The sequence below is a fragment of the uncultured Ruegeria sp. genome, from assembly GCF_947500045.1.
GTDB lineage: Bacteria > Pseudomonadota > Alphaproteobacteria > Rhodobacterales > Rhodobacteraceae > Ruegeria.
Genome location: NZ_CANMQQ010000020.1, coordinates 1 through 18,581, shown reverse-complemented (window position 1 = coordinate 18,581; position 18,581 = coordinate 1). Strand labels below are relative to the sequence as shown.

Below are 18,581 nucleotides of genomic sequence, written 5' to 3'. Positions count from 1 at the left end.
ATCAGAACCCCTCAGATGCCGGGCGCAGGTCCAGCACATGGGTCCAGGTGGATTGCGGTTGATGAGCCAACTGCCAGTAGGCCTCGGAAATCTCGTCCGGATTCATCATTTTCGACGGATCCAGCGAGTGCAAATCCCGCGAGCGGGGCGTATCGATGATCCCGTCCAGAACGACGTGCGAGACATGTACACCAGCCGGTTGATATTCACGTGCCAGCGACTGTGTCAGCCCGCGCAAGGCGAACTTGGCCGACGCAAAAGCGGAAAACCGAGGGCCGCCCCGCAGCGACGCTGTGGCCCCGGAAACGATCAGCGCGCCACCACCGCCGCGCACCATCGGTTGCAGAAGACATTGCCCCAGCACGACCAGAGACTGCACCATTGATGTCCACGTTCTCTGGTAGTCCTCCAATGTGGTTTCGGGGAATGGCGCGATCACCAGCTCAGCCGTATTGTGTACCACGATCTTCGGTGGTCCATGCACAGCGATCATTTCGGAAATCACTGGCGCAACCGCACTCGGATCGGACAGATCGACCTGATGAAATGGCGCGATCGTTTCCTGCGGCTGCGTCCGCCCCAGACCAATGGCCGTCATGCCACCCGCCTGAAACCGCTCGAGAAGTGGCTGGCCAAGGCCAGCCCCTGCACCGGCGACAATCGCCAGAGGTTTGTCAGAATTCATGAATTACACCGCCGGTGGTTGTGCAAAAGGCAGGTGGCCGGTTTTCATCCAGACCTTCGCCCCGTCCGGACCCGCAACTGCAGACAGCGCTTCACCTTCGGGCAGGCGCAACCAGTCGTTCTTTTTCAGAACGTCGTCACCTGAGGTCAGCGATCCGCCAATCATCAACAGTTCGATACCACCTGGCGCATCCGAGGTAACCTCGGTGCCTGCATCAACATGGCTGTAAGTGACAACCTCGCGGTCATCCTTGTGCAGGGTCGCAGTGGCAATCCCGTTCACGGGTGCGGCCAGTTCGTCGGCCATGGTTTTGCGGAACTGATTGCGGTCATCCATGTCGAACTGCCAGAGTTTGACGAAGATCGTGCAGCCTGGTTCTGAACTGGGCGTATGCTCGGTTGTCGGAGGATTGCGCACATAGGTGCCTTCGGGAAAATTGCCATGCTCATCCTGAAACACTCCATCAAGCACGATGAACTCTTCACCGCCTGTATGGGTGTGGGCCGAAAACTTGCTGCCCGGTGCATAGCGCACAATGGTGGTGGCGCGGGCGACTTCGCCACCAATTCGGTCCAGCATGCGCCGGTCCACGCCCTTGATGGGCGAGGCCTGCCACTCAAGCTTATCAGAGTGAACAACGACACGCGAAGAGAAGTCCGAGTTGAGCTCCATGGGAGAGGTCCTTTCGACTTGAATGGCAGTTCTCGCTTAGGCGGCGATAGATGGGCGGGCCGCCATCTTAGCACGCCAAGCTTGCAGGTTGGTCAGGGTTTCAGGAATTTCAACTTTGGCAAAATCGGCGAACGCCAATCCTGCAAAGGCAGTGATATCAGCTACCGAGAATGTGTCTCCGGCCAAGTATTCATTTTCGGCGAGAACCGAATCCAGATAGGCCATTGTGTTTCCGGCGACCTCTTTCTGCTTATTGCCCCATTCGGCGCATTGATAAGTTTCAAGATCGGGGCCCAGCCCAGATGTAGCGTGGTGGAAGTAGGTGCCTACCGCATTCAACAGACCGTTTTCCGCGCGTAGGTTCATCATCGAGATGCGGGCACGCTCTTGCGCAGTCACGCCGGTCAATGATGGGCCATCGAAGGTTGCGTCGATGTATTCAGTGATTGCGTTGCATTGAGCAATATGCGAACCGTCTTCCAGTTCGAGGCAAGGCACCGCGGCATCCGGGTTCTTGGCTTTGAACTCGGGCGTGCGGTGTTCGCCGCCCATCACATCCACAGGGATGAATTCAACTTTGTCTGACGCGCCTTTTTCAGCCAGTGCGATGCGGATACGGGCAGGATTCGGGAACCCTTCGACATCATAAATCTTCATCTGAGTACCTCCGTAGGGGTTTGCGTTTCCTACCACCTACCTATCGATAGGTAGGTGGCATTGCAACCCTTTTTCACTCTCCTTAACAAATGTTTTTATTCAGCATGTTACGATGCTTTCACTGAATTGCGTTGTCGCGAATTCACTTTCTTACACCGAACTCGGCAAGAACAGATTCGGTATCTGTGCCATAAGCGGGGGCACCAAATCGTATCGTGGTGGGAGTTTTCGAGAACTGGACCACAGCATCTGCCTGCCGCAGTCGGCCAGCCAATGGATGATCAAATTCCAACTAGGTTTTGTTCGTGTGGATTTGCGGATGTTCAGGCATCTGCACACGGGTCAGGGCTGGCCCACACCCATGTAACTCCACTAATTCCATTAGTTGCAAAACGTCTTTGACCAGCCCATAAGCCCCGCAGCGAAAGCGAACTTTGTCCCGCTCAGTGTGAATTCGAAAGCCGCCCGATTTAGCAGGCGCAGCGCATGTCCGGACTCACGAGCGGCAACGCAGCGGCGGAGACCGGTGGTGCGCGGCAGCTCTGGGCCGGAAAATCGAGCGTGGCGTTCACTTGCAGGAACCATTGGCGAAAACTGCGAGACGGTGCATAGTCTCAGAGATCATTGTATTTTGAGTATTGGAGGCCAACCGTGCGACGCCTTTGTCTTTGTAAAATCGTGACCTGCATCTCGCTTTCGCTGGGTACATCCGCCTGGGGAGACGAAAACGTCATGGTAGTTTTTGACGGGTCGAATTCCATGTGGGGCCAAATCGAAGGGGTTGCGAAGGTAGAAATTGCCCGCGCCGCGATGGGTAGCCTCCTCGGCGATTGGGCGGATGAACGGCAGGTCGGTTTGATGGCTTACGGCCACCGCCGCCGTGGCGATTGTGGAGATATCGAGGTGTTGGTTGAACCAGGCCAGGCATCACGTGAGACGATCCTTGAAAGAACCCAAGACGTGAAACCAACCGGCAAAACGCCTCTCACCGATGCCGTCGAGCAGGCGGCCATCGCGCTGTCCTATGCTGACACTCCGGCAACGGTCGTTTTGATCTCGGATGGTTTGGAAAGCTGTGATCGCGATCCCTGTGCTCTGGCGAAAAAGCTTGAGCAAAGCGGTGTCGGCTTCACCGTGCATGTGGTCGGCTTCGGTCTTGGAAGCGATGAGGACGCAAGCTCGCTGTCGTGCATCGCCGAGAACACAGGCGGACAGTACATCACTGCCACCAATGCCACCGAATTGGGTGCGGCCTTTAGTGCGGTAAGTACGGCCGTCGCTCTGGCCGAGCCCGAAGTCGCGCCTGAACCGGGACCCGAGCCTGAATCTCAAGCGCCGCAGGTCGCGGTCGATGCGCCCGATACCGCAATCGCCGGCTCAAACATCGACGTTACCTGGACGCCAACAGTGGCCGAAGCCGACTATATCAACATCGTACCCGTCGGCACCGATGCCAACGTTTTTGGAACCTATGCACGGATCGGCAACGCCACCGAGGTTACCCTGATGGCGCCCGGCGACGAAGGCATCTACGAAGTGCGCTACCTGCACAACCAGACGAAAGACGTTCTGGGTCAGGATAGCATTGAAGTGGCCGAAGCGACTGTTGACCTTACCGCTCCCGACAGTGTGGAAACAGGGGCAAGGTTCGGCGTTTCCTGGATGCCAACGATCAATGTGGCCGATTATGTCGCCATCGTTCCCGCCGGCTCTGACCCCGGCACTTTCGGCAACTATCAGAGGATCGGCGCAAATACCGAACTCGCTCTGACCGCACAGGCTGATCCGGGTCTTTACGAAGTGCGCTATATCCTAAACGTCGACAAGCGCACTGTCGCCACTCGCCAGATCGAGGTCACATCCCCACAAGTGACGCTGCAGGTGCCGGGTTCGACGCTGACGGGGTCGAACTTCGACGTCGCGTGGTCGGCGGCTGTCAGCCAGCAGGATTACATCAACATCGTTCCGATGGGCGCCGCCGAGGGCGAGTTCGGCAACTACATCGTTGTCCGTGACACCAACAAAGGAGTTTTAAAGGCTCCTGCCGAGACCGGCATGTACGAGGTGCGATACGTTCTTCGCGAGGGCGCGCGGACGCTGGCGAGCGAGCTGATCGAAGTCGAGGCTCCGGAGATCACCATCGTCGGACCGGAATCCGTCTCGACTGGTGAGAAATTCAAAGTAACCTGGACGGGCACGGTCAACACGCAGGACTATGTTGCCATCGTACCTGCCGGTTCCGATGAAGGCGTGTACGGAAACTACCTAGTTGTGCGCGATGGTACTTCCGGAACTCTGACGGCGCAGGCCGATCCTGGCCTCTACGAATTGCGCTACATCCTCCGCGAAGGAGCCAAAACAATGGCGACCGCGATGATAGAGATCACCGAACCTGAGGTCACGCTCAACGCTCCGGACATGATCGTCGCGGGTAGCGAATTCGAAGTCTCCTGGACCGAAACTGTCAGCAATCAGGATTACGTTGGCATCGTACCGATGGGGGCCGATGAGGGCGAATTCGGAAACTATATTGTGGTTCGGAACGCTGCGAGCGGGAATGTGCAGGCACCGTCGGCACCCGGTATATACGAGGTGCGCTACATTCTGCGCGAAGGCGCGAAAACAATCGCAAGTGTGCCCGTCGAGGTCACCGAACCTGAAGTGACGATCACAGCGGCGGCTGAGGTCCGTGCCGGGGATACACTGCGCGTGACATGGACGCGAACGGTCAACAGCCGCGACTACGTGAACCTTGTGCCGCTTGGGACGCCGGACGACGAATTCGGTGTCTACACGCAGGTGAGGGGCAACTCAGAGCATGACATGACGGCACCAGGCGAGACGGGCCTATACGAAGTGCGCTATCTGCTCCGCGAGGGGAGTAAGGTCTTGGCACGGCAGACGGTGGAAGTTTTGGCGGCAGATGCGCAACTGAACACCGGAGGGGAAATTTCCGCACCTGATTCCGGAGCACCTGGCTCGACCATTGAGGTTAGATGGAGCGTCGAAAACGATAGCGCGGATCAGAGAATAACGCTCGCGCGCGGTGATCAGGCGATCTTTACCTGGATTTCGGCCACGAAGATCACCGGTGAACCACCCATTTCCGTGGCGCTCCCGCAAGAGCCGGGTGTCTACGAGATACGCTTTTTGGACCTTTCGAACCAGGCAGTTCTTGCGCGGAAGACGATCGAAGTGAAGTAAGCGTTTTCGGTCACTGCGTCCGTTTGCTATAAGTTCGTTTAGCTCGAGGTTTTGCTAAAGCGGCGAATGTCCGGAAAGCGGGCTGCAACCGCAGCATTTCGGCATAATGCCGAGTTACCGCTATGGGCCGGATTATCATGCCGCTTTAGAAAATGCGTGAAATCTGGGCAAAGGCCGGTCAGGGCTCTTACCACCAGTTGAAGCGTTCCGCAGAGAATGGCAGGAGTGAGCCCAAATCTACCGATGCTGCAGCTAGTTCGAATGGGCGTGATGAGCACAGAACGGACGTCCCCGGGTTTGATCACTCCTCCTGCCGACTCTTGAGAAGAGGCAATTATACACACGCATAAGCCACCTATGGATTTACATCTAAGAAGCTTTCGTTGGAACGAAGGTCACTAAATTCGAGCCTGGCTTCAACTCTCCACCTGTAAACAATTGTACATGATATAAAATTCTTTTCAGTTTTTTGCTATTAGGCCTGTCTGTACAAATCATCGCTACAAACAAGGCGAATTTTGGCTTGGAGCGTTTCTCTGCCCCTGTTTCGCCGATGACAAGGAGGAAAGAAATGTTCAAGATTTCAGCGGGTCTCGGGTGCGTATTTGCTGCGGCAATCACCGCTTCGGCGGCCCAGGCAAACGAATGCGGTGAAGTATCACTGATGCAGGCCGATTGGGGGTCAGCGCAAATTGTGACCGCGGTCTCGAAGTTTCTGATGGAGCAAGGCTATGGTTGCGAAGTGACCACGGTTCCGCTCTCGAGCAACCCTGCGCTGGCATCCGTTTCCGAGACAGGAGAGCCCGATATTCTGACTGAAATCTGGACAAACGGCGCGCCGGCTTACCAAGGGCTGGTTGACTCAGGTGCAATCATTCCTGTGACCGAAGTTCTGTCAGATGGCGGTGTCGAAGGGTTCTTTGTTCCGAACTACCTTGTGGAGGAGCATCCGGAACTGGCAACAATTGAAGGCATCGCAGCCAACCCCGAACTCGTCGGAAATCGCTTTCACAATTGCCCCGAGGGATGGACCTGTCTGAATGTCAGCACCAACCTGATGAAGGCAGGCGGGCTGATTGATGCAGGCATTGAAAACTTCGTGCATGGATCAGGCGAAACCCTTGCGGCTTCGATCGCTGCCGCCTACGAAAACAAAGAGCCGTGGTTCGGCTTTTATTGGGCACCGACATCGGTACTGGGCAAATACCCGATGACCCTGGTCGATATGGGCCCCCATGACCCTGAAAAGCACGCCTGCAACATCACAGCGGAATGCGCGACGCCAGAAATGAGCGCCTTCCCCCGCAGTGAAGTCGTTACAGTTCTGTCGAAAGAATTCATGGCCGAAAACGCAGCAGTGTCTGACCTGATGACAAATCTGTCCTTCACCAACGCACAGATGGGCGAAACGCTGGCATGGGTCGAGGACAACAATGCCTCCTACGATGAAGGTGCGGTGCACTTTCTGACGACCTACAAGGATGTCTGGGGAGCGTGGCTTAACGATGCTGCGCGCGACAAACTTTCCGCATTGCTGCAGTAAACTGCATGGACAGGGGCATCCTCAGCGATGCCCCTAACGCACTGAAGTAGATCGGAAAGTGGGATAAATGGCCTTCTATGACAAGTTATTCAGCGCATTGGGTTTGAGCGAATGGTGTGGCACGTCAGACGATAAAGCGCCTCTTTCGCTGGCGGACCTTGCGGCGCAAGCAGGAGGAGAAGAGGCCTCTGGACCGCTCATGCCAATTCCCTCGTTTGATAATCTGCATGAAAGCTGCAACCGCATATGGCAGTCGCGCGATGTAACCAACGGGATCGAAGAAGGGTTTCTGGCAGCCAAACCGGTTCTGAAAACTGTTCTGGACCCGATCACACAGCCACTGAGCTGGATGTTGGATGGCGCACTTTGGCTCTTTGAAGCGATGCCATGGTTCATCATGGTCCCGCTGTTGGTGGCGATTTCCTGGTACGCGTCGCGTTCGCGCCCTGTGACGATCTTCGTCGCCGTCTCGATTATGCTGCTGGCCCTCGTAGACCACTACGATGTGGCGATGCAGACCCTGTCGATCATCTTTGTATGCACGACGATATCGGTGCTGTTCGGTGTGCCCATTGGAATTGCTATGTCGAAATCCGACCGATTTCAAAAAAGCGTCGTTCCGTTACTCGACCTGCTGCAGACCCTGCCGACCTTCGTGTACCTGATCCCTCTGATTTTCTTGTTCTCGGTCACGGAATCCAAACTCTACGGGATTGCGATCATCCTTTATGCGATCGTGCCGGTGATCCGCCTGACCGACCTTGGCATCCGTCTTGTCGACAGGGATGTGATCGAAGCGGCCAACGCCTTTGGCATGAATGACCGTCAGAAACTGGTGCGGGTACAATTGCCGCTGGCGCTACCGAACATCATGGCCGGGATCAACCAGACCATCATGATGAGCCTTGCCATGGTCGTGATCGCCTCTCTTGTTTCGGCCCCTGGCCTTGGCGTGAACGTGTTGCGCGGTATCCGAAACCTTGAACTGGGTGTGGGCATCGTTGCGGGTATCGGCATTGTTCTGCTGGCCGTGATCCTTGACCGCGTGTCAAAGGCAGCTCTCACACGGGTCGATAAGACCCAAGTCAAACATTAAGGAGCCGGTTCAATGACACAGCCAATGGTCCGCCTGTCCGGGCTCTATAAAATCTTTGGCGCCCGCGACAAGGACGTGTTGCACCATGTCCAGGATGGCATGGGCAAGGAAGAATTGCTGGCGCAGCACGGGCACGTGTTGGGGCTCAACAACATCAACATCGATATGCAGGCGGGGGAAATCACAGTGGTCATGGGCCTGTCCGGCTCTGGGAAATCTACTCTGATCCGCCACTTGAACCGTTTGATCGAACCCACTGCGGGCGAGATCATCGTGCAGGGTGAGGACGTGATGCAACTGTCCGAGGACGGGTTGCGCCATGCTCGACAGGAAAAGATGTCGATGGTGTTCCAGAAGTTCGCGCTTTTGCCGCACAAAACCGTGCTGAAGAACGCAGGCATGCCGCTCTCGGTGCGCGGCGAGGACGAGACGACTTGCGACCGTGAAGCCGCAAAATGGCTGGAACGCGTGGGTCTTAGCGGGTTCGAGAACCATTATCCAGCGCAATTGTCCGGTGGGATGCAACAGCGGGTAGGCATTGCCCGGGCGCTGACCGCAAACACACCGATCATGCTAATGGACGAGGCTTTCTCGGCCCTTGATCCGCTGATCCGAACCGATATGCAGGACCTGCTGCTCGAGCTGCAAAAAGAGCTGCACAAGACCATCATCTTCATCACGCATGACCTTGATGAGGCGCTGAAGCTGGCCGATCACCTTGTGATCCTGAAAGACGGCTTTGTTGTGCAACAGGGCGAGCCGCAGCATATTCTGTTGAACCCCAACGATCCTTACATCGAAGACTTCGTGAGCGACATCAACCGCGCACGGGTTCTGCGGGTCCGCTCGATCATGACCCCGCTGGACGGTGGCAAAGTGCCAAAAGATGCCCATGGCGAAGTGGACGTGAACGACACGCTCGAAAGCATGATCGCGCGGTCCGGCGGGGATACGTCACACGCCTACGTTGTCAAAGATGGGGAGCAGACGGTCGGCACACTGGATATGACCGAACTGGTGCGCGCTCTTGTCCCTCGCGTCGCATCCGAGGCCGGTGCGCGTCAGTCCTGACGCGCGCTGACCGCAGAGCTGGAATTCAACAGATCAGGCCCGAAATAGCCGCATGTTTGGGTCGGCCTCGATCTGTTCGAACAGCCAGTCGATAAATGTATCGAGCTTGGGGTTGGGTGCACGTTCTTTTTGCGTCGCCAGATACCAGCGGCCTGGCTCGGGTACTGAAATGTCGAAGGGTCTAACCAGACGCCCCCGCTCAAGATCACGCTCGCAAAACGGTGCCCTTGCGACGCTGATACCGTGATTATTTAGAACAGCCTCACGGACAAGCGGGTAATTGTCGAAAACAGAGCCAAATTTCATCGTTTCGCGATCTAAGCCCGCCGCATCCAACCAACAGTCCCAGTCATCCGGCTCATTCCATGTGCTTGGGACACTAAGCAGAAGGAAATTTCTGAGCTCTTCCAGCGGCATTCCACCGCTTGCGGTTTTCAAGGCCTCCGGAGCACATACCGGGTAGATATCGGTTTCGAACAAGGGGCTGTAGTCAAATCTCTTATCAAACGGTGGCGCGTTGAACACGCCCACATCGAACCGGTGCATATCATAATCACCGTCTTCAAAGGTCGAGACGATGCGCACGCGTGTGTCCGGATTATCCTGAAGAAATTCAGCCAATCTGGGCTGTAACCACATTGTATTGAAACTTGCGTAGGACTGAACGAGCAACACGTCCGGTTCCTCAGGTGTCTGGATGCGCCGAGTGGCTTTGATGATTCCCTGAATGTGTTCGCGTATTGGCGGGTAATATTGCTCGCCAGCCGGTGTTAGCTCGACCGAACGGCTTGTGCGTTCCAGTAGTTTAACACCGATTGTTGTTTCTAATGCTTTGACCTGGTGGCTGACTGCCGCATGCGTCACACAAATCTCGTCAGCGGCCTTTCGGAAACTCTTGTGACGCGCCACCGCCTCAAAAGCGCGCAGTGAAACCAGCGTGGGCATGTGAGTGGTCATTGCTGCATCTCCTCGATGAAATCAATTCTGCTTACCCTCAAGCAGAGTTATCCGACGACGGGCGCGAATATAGCAGGGTATTGATACTCTTTTTCATAACCTGTCAGGGGGTAGCACGCAATTCGCGGTGCGATGTGATCGGTTAGAATATCTTGATGAACGGAAATTTCTTTCAGTTCTTCAACTGGGGAAGAGATGCCAGATTAGGGGCTAAAGAAGCTCAAGGATTCCACCTTCATGCCGCCACTTTCACCTTCGCCAAATGCATATGGCTATCCGTTGCTGATTAAACACTTGCTGGCCGGATCCCAGCTTGCGTCAGCCAGCCAAGAGATCGTCAGCGGCACCGAAATGCGGTTGAGCTATGCGGACTTGGGCAAACGCGTGCGCCAACTTGCCAATTCTTTAAAGGCGAGCGGGATACATGAGGGTATACGCGTCGGTGTCATGGATTGGGATACGCACCGTTATCTTGAGTGTTTTTTCGCGATCCCGATGATGGGCGCGTCCCTTTTCACGATCAACGTGCGTCTGTCTCCTGCTCAGGTTCTTTATACGATCAACCATGGGCAACCGGATCTGATCATCGTGCACCGCGATTTCATGCCGCTCATTGAGGGTATCAAATCGGGCTTTGATCGGGACATCACCATCGTGCCGATTGGAGACGGAGAAGGATATGAAGAGTGGATAGGCAAAGCCCCAGGCAGCTTTGACTTCCCGGACTTCGATGAAAACCAAACGGCAACCTTGTTTTATACAACCGGGACCACCGGCAATCCCAAAGGAGTGAGCTATTCACATCGGCAGTTGGTCCTTCACACCTTGGGTCTGATCGCTGGTTTCGGCGCGTGGCCCGGGAATGCCGGATTTCATCGCGGCGACGTTTACATGCCGCTTACACCATTGTTTCATGTCCACGGCTGGGGATTTCCATATGCCGCAACGATGCTGGGGCTGCGTCAGGTCTATCCCGGTCGATATGACCCTGACACTATCTTGCGATTGATTGCAGCCGAAGGCGTCACCTTTTCCCATTGCGTGCCAACGGTTCTGTCAATGGCGCTCGACCATCCCATCTGCCCGCAAACTGACCTGCACAGATGGAAAGTGATCATTGGCGGGGCCGGCTTGCCGCGAGGCCTGCAGGACCGCGCCGCGGCGGCAGGCATATCCTTGCATGCGGCCTATGGGATGTCCGAAACCTGTCCGTTTCTGACGGTGGCCGATTTGTCCAGCAATGACCCCGAGATGCAGGCGCAAACCGGCTTTCCCGGCCCTCTTGTCGACCTTCGTGTTGTAACACCGGATATGCAGGACGTCCCACATGACGGTGAAACAACCGGCGAAGTTGTTGCTCGGGCGCCCTGGTTGACACAAGGCTATCTGGATAATGCGCAAGCCTCGGATGAGCTTTGGGACGGTGGGTATCTGCATACCGGGGATGTTGGGTATATCCGCGAGAATGGATCGCTGCAGATTACTGACCGCCTCAAGGATGTGATCAAGACCGGCGGCGAATGGATATCCTCACTGGCACTGGAAAACATAGCATCGTCTTGCAGCGGCGTTGAGGACGTCGCGGCAATCGGGTTGCCGCACGCGAAATGGGGTGAAAGGCCGGTCTTGGTTGCTCAAGCCGCAAAAGATGCCGATCCGGATCTTGTGCGCTTGAGAGTCATTGAAGAAATCCAGTCGCGTGTCGGTGCAGGCGAGATCTCAAAATGGGCAGTTCCAGACGAGATAGTCTTTGTCGACCGCCTACCTAAAACCAGCGTCGGCAAGCTCGACAAGAAACTCGTGCGGAAAGATATTTCAACGCGCTCGGACTTTAAATCATGACAGACAAGCAACGCCGTATTCAGGCGCTTATCGGGTCCATTGTCACCTATCTGCAGGCTCACAGAGCTGCCACGCGCGGCGTTGACCTGACGTTGGACAAGCTGGCAGCCATGGACCTGAAGGGTGAGAGGCTCATTGATTTACCTCCCCAAGGAACCCGGCACGATGAGGTTCTGAAGAACGCCATCGCCGGGATTGTCGCCCCCGAATTGCAGGAAATCGCAGGTTGTCTGAAAGCGGCCAAGGATGATCTGATCTGGCGCGAAGACAACGCCCAATTCTATCCCCCTGGTGCCGAATTGGGCGAGGGATACACAAAGTGTAACCTACATACTCTGCTGATTGGGCCAGACGCATGTGGACATCACCATCCCGATTTCAACCTTGGCATTTTCATGCTGGGTCCAAGGACGCTGTATCGCGACCACAACCACGACGCGCCAGAGCTGTACCTGAACCTGTCCGAGAAATCTGGTTGGCGGTTTGGCACCCGTGACTGGCAGGATTATCCGGCTGGATCACTTATCTGGAACGCGGCGGGCGATCCCCACGCCACCCGGGTCTATGACCAGCCATTCATCTCCGTCTTTGTCTGGCTCGAGAACGTGAATTCACCCTGCAACGTAATCCACTTCGACGATTGGGCAGAGATCGAACAAGATCTTGCCAAACAGTCCAATTGAGGTTTCCAAACATGATTTCCACTAAACACACCGAGAGTGTCGCTTTCATTGAGCTGAATGCCCCGCCAGTGAACGCTCTTGGTCTCAAGATGCGACTGGCGCTTTCCTCGGCCATCCACGAGCTGGACGCCGATGAACAGGTCAAAGCTATCGTTCTATGCTCGGCTCTGCCGCTCTATTGCGGCGGCGCTGATATCGTTGAGTTCCGCACCGGGGCAGTTTGGGACAAGCCGGACCTGCCAGACCTGTGTGTAACGATTGAAACCAGCAAGAAACCCATTATCGCCGCGATAGCAGGTCCCGCTATGGGTGGTGCGCTGGAGATCGCGCTTGCCTGTGATTACCGTGTCGCCACGCCGGATGCCGTGATGGGCCTACCTGAGATCAAACTGGGGCTGCTGCCTGGTGCCGGAGGCACCCAACGACTACCCCGGATTGCCGGTCTGGAAGTGGCAACGCAAATGATCCTTTCCGGTGACCCCGTGAAAGGCGATTATGCCCTGTCTTGTGGGCTGATCGACGCACTATTTGAGAACGACCAGGATTTTCGCGCGCATGTTTTGGGTTTCGCCACCCGTGTCAGCCATGAGGGCGATCCGAAACGCAGTTGCGCGGATATGACCGTCACACATCCTGATCCGAAGGGTTATCTCGCGGGTTTCCGAGACCAGATAGCGCACACGTCCAAAAACCTTGTCGCCCCTGAACGATGTTTGGTGTCCATCGAGGCCGCGTGCGAAATGCCGCTGGCCGAGGGGTTGGCACAAGAGAAGGCAGGTTTCGCTGAACTGCTCGACACACCTCAATCGCGGGCGGGGCGGCATCTGTTCTTTGCAGAGCGTGAATGCACCAAGGTTCCCGGCGTTACCCGTGCTGACCAACCACGTAGCATTTCATCGGTGGCTATGATCGGTGCCGGAACAATGGGGCGCGGCATTGCCATCGCCTTTCTGCAGGCGGGGTATCCGGTCACGTTTCTGGAAACCACGCAAGGTGCGCTCGAACAGGGGCTGGAAAAGGTCCGGGAGCATTTCCAGCGTGCGGCTCAAAAAGGGCGGCTCAGTGCGGATCGGGCAGAGGCAATCTCCGCCAACGCCACCGGGACACTCAGCTACGGCGACCTTGCAGAGGCCGACCTGATCATTGAAGCGGCGTTTGAAAGCATGGATGTCAAACGCCAGATTTTTGAAGCCCTGGACCGACACGCAAAACCTGGCGCGATACTGGCCTCAAACACATCGACATTGGATGTTGATGAAATCGCCGCAGTCACATCCCGCCCGGTGGATGTGATTGGTCTCCATTTCTTCAGCCCGGCCAATGTCATGCGCTTGCTGGAGGTGGTGCGCGGCGCCAAGACCGCTCCCGATGTCATTGCAACGGCAATCACGGTCGCAAAGAAGATCCGGAAGCTCCCTGTCACGGTTGGCGTGTGCTACGGCTTTGTTGGAAACCGGATGCTGGAGCCATACTTCCGCGAAGGATCCCGTCTGCTTCTAGAGGGGGCGACGCCGAAACAGGTGGATGACGTCCTTGAAGGCTTCGGCATGGCCATGGGCATTCATGCGATGGCAGATCTGGCGGGAGTCGATGTGGGCGCCCGCGTGCGTCAGGAGCGGCGTAGTGAAATCGCGCATGACCCGACATACCAGGCTGTGCAGGACAGGTTGTTTAAACTAGGCCGACTGGGTCAGAAAACCGGGCGAGGAAGCTATGTCTACGAGGGGCGGACGCGGGTCGAAGACCCTGAGATTGTTCAAATCAGTGCCCATTTGGCAGACTTGCATGGCGTGAAGCGCAGGGAAATCGACGATCAGGAAATCCTTGAGCGTTGTCTGTTCCCCCTGATCAACGAGGGCTTCTTGATCCTTGAAGAGGGCATTGCGACGCGCCCGGGTGATTGCGACCTGATCTGGACCAACGGCTATGGCTTTCCGAACTGGCGCGGCGGCCCAATGCACTATGCCGACGAGTTTGGATTAAGCCAGATTCTGGAACGCATGAACCACTATCGGCAGTCGCTTGGTGCCTATGGTGAGATGTGGTTCACGCCTGCGCCTTTGCTGGAAGAACTCGCAACCTCGGGCGTAACACTTGCCGCGCATTTTGATGCCAAAAAGGAAAAATCATGAAAGAAGCCGTTATCGTCTCAACCGCACGAACCCCTATTGGGGTTGCCTTCAAAGGTTCGCTGAACAACATCAAATCCCCTACCATGATGGGGCACGCCATTCAACACGCTGTTGAACGTGCAGGCGTGGACCCCGGTTCGATCGAAGATGTCGTCATCGGATCGGTCCTTACGGCGGGAACCGCAGGCATGAATGTCGCGCGTTTGTCGGCGCTGGCGGCGGGCCTTCCCAATACGGTGGCAGGACAGACGATCGACAGGCAATGTTCATCGGGATTGATGGCCATTGCGACGGCCGCAAAGCAGGTCATTGTGGATGGTCAGAATGTCTCCGTGGCAGGCGGGCAGGAAAATATTTCCATCCTGCAGAATGCCTATCTGAAATGGGCGGGCGATGAGAAAGATCCAAACGTTATCGCCCAATCTGAACATGCCTATATGCCGATGCTGATGACGGCGGAAAATGTGGCGCAGGTATATGGGATCAGTCGTGACGCCCAGGATGAATATGCTGCACTTTCCCAAGGTCGGACGGCCCGGGCTCAGGCTGCTGGCGCCTTTGATGACGAGATTGTCCCGATCACTGCGATAAAGCGGGGCAAGAATCGCGAAACCGGAGAGGAAACCCCGGAAGAAGTGACCTTGTCAAAAGACGAAGGCAACAGGCCGGGTACGACGGCCGAAACACTTGGCCAGCTGAACCCGGTTGTCGAAGGAGGACTGATCACTGCCGGAAACGCAAGCCAGCTTTCTGACGGGGCCTCGGCTTGTGTGCTCATGGAAGGCAAAATGGCTGAGCAACAGGGTCTCACACCGCTAGGTATCTATCGCGGCATGGCTGTTGCAGGAAACGCACCGGAAGAGATGGGGGTCGGCCCGATCTATGCCATTCCAAAGCTGCTTAAGAATGCAGGTCTTCGCATCGAAGACATCGGCCTTTGGGAGCTTAACGAAGCCTTTGCCTGCCAGGTTCTCTATTGCCGCGACCACCTTGGGATTGATCCCGAAATCTACAACGTGAACGGCGGTGCGATATCGATTGGCCACCCCTACGGCATGACAGGTGCGAGACAAGTCGGGCACGCTCTGCTTGAGGGGAGGCGTCGTGGCGTAAAATACGTGGTGACCTCCATGTGTGTTGGCGGAGGCATGGGGGCCGCAGCGTTGTTCGAAGTCGCCTGACCCCACTGAAATGAGTTCAAGCAGAGCGTTATCTGGTTGAGACATTGACATTCTGTCATCTGCGAAGGCCGCCATCTGCAAGCCTGCGTTTCATGTCGACCGGAATTGGTGATACCTCCTGAGGCGTTATGACCAATGTCACGCCAACGATCCTTTCCACGGTTTCCAGCCAGTTTGTCGATGACTGGCTGGCGGCGCTGCGTGCCCTGTGCCCAGAGGCGCAGATGGCGTCGCTGCTTAGCCGGTCCGGTCTGAACGCGGATACGCGCTCGCCGAATGGTCGCGTCACGCTGGATCAGATCGTTTGCCTCTATCAACTTGCCGCAGTTGAGACCGGTGATGAGATGATGGGGCTTTGGAGCAGACCCGTCCGGCCGAGGGCCCTACAACATCTTCTGACCACTGTCAGGGAAGCCACGTCTCTTGCATCGGCGCTCTACCGGTTTTCAACGTTCTGGAACTTGTTGCTGGATGATTATCAGTTTGATCTGGAGGACGCCGACAACGCGTTGGTGCTTACCCTGAAACCACAAGGCGAAGTGCCGCTTCAGCGGTTTGGACATATGCTGATCCTCAAACTTGCCCACGGGCTCATGTCTTGGCTGGCAGGGCACGAGGTTCCGGTCAGGGGCGTCGATTTCGCATTTGACCGCCCGGACTTTGATCAGGATTACGCGATCATCTTTCCCGCACCGCTACGGTTTGGCCAACCCGCCACCGCCATCGCGTTTGACCCGAATGCACTGGGTCCAGTGCAGACTCGAAGTACAGCTGATCTTGACCGGTTTTTGCAAAACGCGCCCCGGGACTGGATCTTCACCTCTTCGCGTGAACACACCCAATCGCTGCGGGTGCGCACTTATCTGGGCCAAACGGGATGGGACGCGGCGACCCTGACCCAGACAGCATCCGCAATGCACATGACCCCGCGCACCCTGATCCGCAGGTTGCAGTCGGATGGGACGTCGTTTCAGGCGATCAAGGATGCCCTGCGGCGCGACATCGCGATCCGCGATCTACAAGCGGGACGCAAAAGCGTTGAGGCCATCGCACATGATGTCGGCTTTTCCTCGGCTGCCAATTTCCACAGGGCCTTTCAACGCTGGACCGGCAGTACACCCAGCGCATATCGCAAATCACATACATAAGCGGCCATTTGTCACTTTTGGACAATTATCTGTCAGCACACGAGATAGAGCTTAACGGGCTGGCTCGCTAAGTCTTGCCGCAGAGAAGCATTTTCAGCTGAAGTTTCGCCTTCATAGCTCATCAGTCCGGCCATCCACGATTGCCGGGTTGTGGCGTCATCTGAGAACAATCGCCATTGAAAGGATCCATCAATGTCAGACAAACTCGCCACCATACTCCAGGCCGCACGCGACCACGCCGAGCAGGACATCCTGCCCAATGTGGACGCCTGGAACGCCACGAAGACATGGCCCCGTGATGCGTCAGACAAGGCCGGGGCCGTTGGCCTGACGGGGCTCTACGCCCCCGAGGAGTTTGGCGGCCAGGGCTTGCCACTTTCAGAGGGCATTCAGGTCTACGAACAGCTGGGGCTCGGAGATGGCGCTTATGCCTTTGCCCTGTCGATGCATAACATCTGTACGTTCGCGGGCTGCGGCTATGGCACAGATGCCTTCAAGGAAAAATGGGCGCGAGACCTGACCTCTGGCCGCAAACTGGCGAACTTTGCACTGACCGAACCGCAATCCGGATCGGATGCCACAAACATGTATTCGCGGGCCGTGATCAATGACGACGGCACATGGACGATCAGCGGTGCGAAGGCATGGGTCAGCCTGGCGACCGAGGCTGATATCTATTTCACCGTGGTCAAGACCAGCAATGAGCCCGGCCACCAGGATATGGCGATGATCGCCATTCCAGCCGATGCGCCGGGCCTCAGCTTTGGTCCGCTCTACGACACCCCGTCCTATAACTTCCTGCCGCTGGCCGAGATGTACATGGACACAGTCGTGGTGAGTGACGACAACATCATCTTGCCGATCGGTCAGGGCTTGCAAGGCTCGCTCATGGCGATCGATATCGCCCGCGTTTCGATTGCGTCAGGATGCTGTGGATTGATGCAAGCCGCATTGGACACGGCGCTGTCCTATTCCAAGAACCGCAAGATGTTCGGTGGCAAGAACCTCGATCTGGACGGGATCCAGTGGATGCTCGGCGAGGTTGCAACCGATCTTGAAGCCTCCAAGCTGCTCTATCGAAGGGCGGCAGAATCCCTTGGCACACCCGAAGGCCCTCTGATGGCCGCTCATGCCAAACGGTTTGTGCCAGATGCCGCAGTGAAGGCTGCGAACACCTGCACGCAAGTGTTGGGCGGTATGGGGCTGTTGCAGCCCTATGGTCTGGATCGTTTGTCCCGCCTCGCACAAATGCTGCGGATCGTGGACGGGACGACCGAAATCAGCCGGGTGGTCATTGGGCGGGCCCTGCAAAGACGAGCGGCGACCTTGCCTGACCTGCCAGTACCGAAAGGATTTGGTGAAACCGGCTGAACGTCCCACCCCCGGTGAAGCGGAACCAACCTGAAAATCTCCTCTGAGATCGGTAAAGTCGAAAGACCAGCCGCACATGTGCGGCCGGTTACTCGAGATTGCAGACCTTGGTGCAAACGCAGCGGATTCACCCTTTGTCCGCACATTACCAGTTCATGCGACGCGCGGCGAACGTCGACCCATCCCAGACCGATCCTTGGTGCAAATCGCGGCGAAAAGGTTGGAAGAGCCCACAGCAGACGTCATAGCGCAATTGTCGGGAGGGTGTCGTTCGGCGCCAAGAGTGCTTCCATTAGCTTCAGAAAACCGTTGGTGCTACGTTGACCTGATTTGGAGGAT

General features: G+C 56.5%; 14 protein-coding genes. 10 read left to right on the top strand and 4 right to left on the bottom strand.

Features of this window, described 5'->3' with window-relative positions:
• Position 1 precedes the first annotated feature (1 nt).
• The 3 genes from Q1B46_RS21560 to Q1B46_RS21550 are packed head-to-tail and all read right to left on the bottom strand — an operon-like array spanning position 2 to position 2,014.
• On the bottom strand, positions 2-685 hold the full coding sequence (locus Q1B46_RS21560) for an SDR family NAD(P)-dependent oxidoreductase (protein WP_299951873.1): 684 nt from the start codon (positions 683-685) through the stop codon (positions 2-4).
• 3 nt (positions 686-688) lie between these two features.
• Positions 689-1,357, bottom strand: a complete 669-nt coding sequence (locus tag Q1B46_RS21555; RefSeq protein ID WP_299951871.1) for a cupin domain-containing protein — start codon at positions 1,355-1,357, stop codon at positions 689-691.
• Positions 1,358-1,393: 36 nt separating this feature from the next.
• Positions 1,394-2,014, bottom strand: a complete 621-nt coding sequence (locus tag Q1B46_RS21550) for a glutathione S-transferase (RefSeq protein WP_299951869.1) — start codon at positions 2,012-2,014, stop codon at positions 1,394-1,396.
• A gap of 732 nt (positions 2,015-2,746) precedes the next feature.
• Here Q1B46_RS21550 and Q1B46_RS21545 point away from each other — a divergent pair.
• From Q1B46_RS21545 to Q1B46_RS21530, 4 genes are all read left to right on the top strand, one after another.
• Positions 2,747-5,218, top strand: a complete 2,472-nt coding sequence (locus Q1B46_RS21545) for a VWA domain-containing protein (RefSeq protein ID WP_299951867.1) — start codon at positions 2,747-2,749, stop codon at positions 5,216-5,218.
• A gap of 571 nt (positions 5,219-5,789) precedes the next feature.
• Positions 5,790-6,761: an ABC transporter substrate-binding protein gene (locus Q1B46_RS21540; RefSeq protein ID WP_058274113.1), complete on the top strand. Its 972-nt coding sequence runs from the start codon at positions 5,790-5,792 to the stop codon at positions 6,759-6,761.
• A 67-nt stretch (positions 6,762-6,828) separates the two neighbouring features.
• Positions 6,829-7,857: an ABC transporter permease subunit gene (locus Q1B46_RS21535; protein WP_299951865.1), complete on the top strand. Its 1,029-nt coding sequence runs from the start codon at positions 6,829-6,831 to the stop codon at positions 7,855-7,857.
• Positions 7,858-7,869: 12 nt separating this feature from the next.
• Positions 7,870-8,928, top strand: a complete 1,059-nt coding sequence (locus tag Q1B46_RS21530; protein WP_299951863.1) for a betaine/proline/choline family ABC transporter ATP-binding protein — start codon at positions 7,870-7,872, stop codon at positions 8,926-8,928.
• A 33-nt stretch (positions 8,929-8,961) separates the two neighbouring features.
• On the opposite strand, the gene Q1B46_RS21525 is transcribed toward Q1B46_RS21530, so the two are convergent.
• On the bottom strand, positions 8,962-9,885 hold the full coding sequence (locus Q1B46_RS21525) for a LysR substrate-binding domain-containing protein (RefSeq protein ID WP_299951861.1): 924 nt from the start codon (positions 9,883-9,885) through the stop codon (positions 8,962-8,964).
• Between the two features lie 237 nt (positions 9,886-10,122).
• On the opposite strand from Q1B46_RS21525, the gene Q1B46_RS21520 reads away from it, so the two are divergent.
• The 6 genes from Q1B46_RS21520 (at position 10,123) to Q1B46_RS21495 (ending at position 18,242) form a co-directional block, all read left to right on the top strand.
• Positions 10,123-11,727, top strand: coding sequence for a fatty acid--CoA ligase (locus Q1B46_RS21520; RefSeq protein WP_299951859.1), 1,605 nt, complete (start codon positions 10,123-10,125; stop codon positions 11,725-11,727).
• A complete protein-coding gene (locus tag Q1B46_RS21515; protein WP_014880570.1) occupies positions 11,724-12,410 on the top strand; it encodes a dimethylsulfonioproprionate lyase family protein in 687 nt (228 codons plus the stop codon). The genes Q1B46_RS21520 and Q1B46_RS21515 overlap by 4 nt, the downstream gene beginning before the upstream one ends.
• Positions 12,411-12,421: 11 nt before the next feature.
• On the top strand, positions 12,422-14,542 hold the full coding sequence (locus tag Q1B46_RS21510) for a 3-hydroxyacyl-CoA dehydrogenase NAD-binding domain-containing protein (protein WP_299951857.1): 2,121 nt from the start codon (positions 12,422-12,424) through the stop codon (positions 14,540-14,542).
• Entirely contained in the window at positions 14,539-15,723 is a 1,185-nt protein-coding gene (locus Q1B46_RS21505; protein WP_299951855.1) for an acetyl-CoA C-acyltransferase, read from the top strand. Before Q1B46_RS21510 ends, Q1B46_RS21505 begins: the two co-directional genes overlap by 4 nt.
• A gap of 128 nt (positions 15,724-15,851) precedes the next feature.
• Positions 15,852-16,871, top strand: coding sequence for an AraC family transcriptional regulator (locus tag Q1B46_RS21500; protein WP_170520204.1), 1,020 nt, complete (start codon positions 15,852-15,854; stop codon positions 16,869-16,871).
• Positions 16,872-17,063: 192 nt separating this feature from the next.
• On the top strand, positions 17,064-18,242 hold the full coding sequence (locus Q1B46_RS21495; protein WP_299951852.1) for an acyl-CoA dehydrogenase family protein: 1,179 nt from the start codon (positions 17,064-17,066) through the stop codon (positions 18,240-18,242).
• Positions 18,243-18,581 lie beyond the last annotated feature (339 nt).